The 1,529-nt window shown below is 41.9% G+C and carries 1 pseudogene; it reads left to right on the top strand.

Annotated elements, in window-relative coordinates:
• Positions 1-1,529: pseudogene (locus ZA05_RS18380) on the top strand (hypothetical protein); the annotation flags it as partial.

Below are 1,529 nucleotides of genomic sequence, written 5' to 3'. Positions count from 1 at the left end.
ATGGACAAATTGATCTTATTGGTGAATCTCAATTGGTACAGAAGAGATATAATACAAATCAATTAAATGAAAGTATTTTGGAACCTACAAGTAGTGGATTCATTGAAAGGGACCAACAAGGGACATACAATGAATACAATTACAATTACTGGAGCTCCCCGGTTAGCCCCACAGGTTCAGGCATCAATGCCGATTATTCTGTAGGAGCTGTACTTTTGGACGGGACTGACTCCTCAAACCCCTTGGACATTACTTGGGCTAGTGGCTATGACACTGCCGCCCCTACATCCCCAATAACCATGAGCAGCTATTGGATCTACAAATTCAATGGTACAGCAAACACCTACTCCGTCTGGTCCCAGGTGGGCAGCACTGGTAGCATAGAAGCCGGGATAGGATACACCATGAAGGGCAGCGGAACCAGTGAAGCATACCAAAATTATGTCTTCAAGGGAATCCCCCATAACGGACTGATCGAAAACTCCTTGGCTATAGGTGATGAGTTGTTTTTAGGCAACCCTTACCCTTCTTCCATAGACGCCATGGAATTTATAAAAGATAACATTCCCGGTCCGAATGCCAATCCGGGGAGTTCCAATGCCATTGACGGCACCATACAGTTCTGGATACACTATAATTCAAACACTTCCCATAATCTAAACGAATACGAAGGTGGGTTTGCAATGTATAATCTGCTCGATGAGGGCATCCCTCCCGTTTCATCCCAATTGGTAACCACAGACGGATTCTGGATAAGTGGATTGGGAAGCTCCGACCTGAAGCCAGGACAGTTCATCCCTGTTGGACAAGGGTTTACCACTTTTGCCATTGAAGAAGGTACGGGAGGAAATGTCAAATTTGAAAATGACCAAAGGTTCTTTATGAGAGAGTCCGACCCTGACGAATCTATTTTCTTGAGAATGGCAAACAACCAAGAGCAACAAAGTCAAAATGTATCCGAGCCTATTAAAAAAATACTCCTTAGTGCAAAAACTCCGGAAAGCACTTTTAGAACATTACTGCTAGGATTTGTTTCCGATGCCATTGTTACCGATAGTTTTGATTTTGGATATGATGCCAGAAACCCGGACTCATACCCTTCGGACATCTCTTGGTCTATCGATGAACAGCGGTTTGTCATGCAAGGTGTTGGACCATTTGAACCTATAAAGCAATACCCTTTAATTGTCGATGTTGGTTCAACGGGAACAATAGAAATTTCTCTTTTGGAACTGAAAAACTTCGACGAGAATATAGACGTGTTTGTATACGATGCTTTATTGGGTACTTACACCCAAATTAACAACCTTAGTTTTCAAGCCCCATTGGAACCCGGAATTTACCCCGACAGATTTTATATTACTTTCCAAGACGACAGTGCCCTGTCATTAGAGGAACTCAACAAGAAGAACATTATAGTCAATTATTTAAATAGCTCCCAGGACATTTACATCAAAACTCCGGAATCCAATATTATTAAACAAGTTTATCTAATCAATATGGTTGGCCAGACAGTAAAATCATGGAAT

It is taken from the genome of Mangrovimonas sp. TPBH4, assembly GCF_001280505.1.
GTDB lineage: Bacteria > Bacteroidota > Bacteroidia > Flavobacteriales > Flavobacteriaceae > Mangrovimonas_A.
This window is presented reverse-complemented; position numbering and strand designations above follow the sequence as displayed.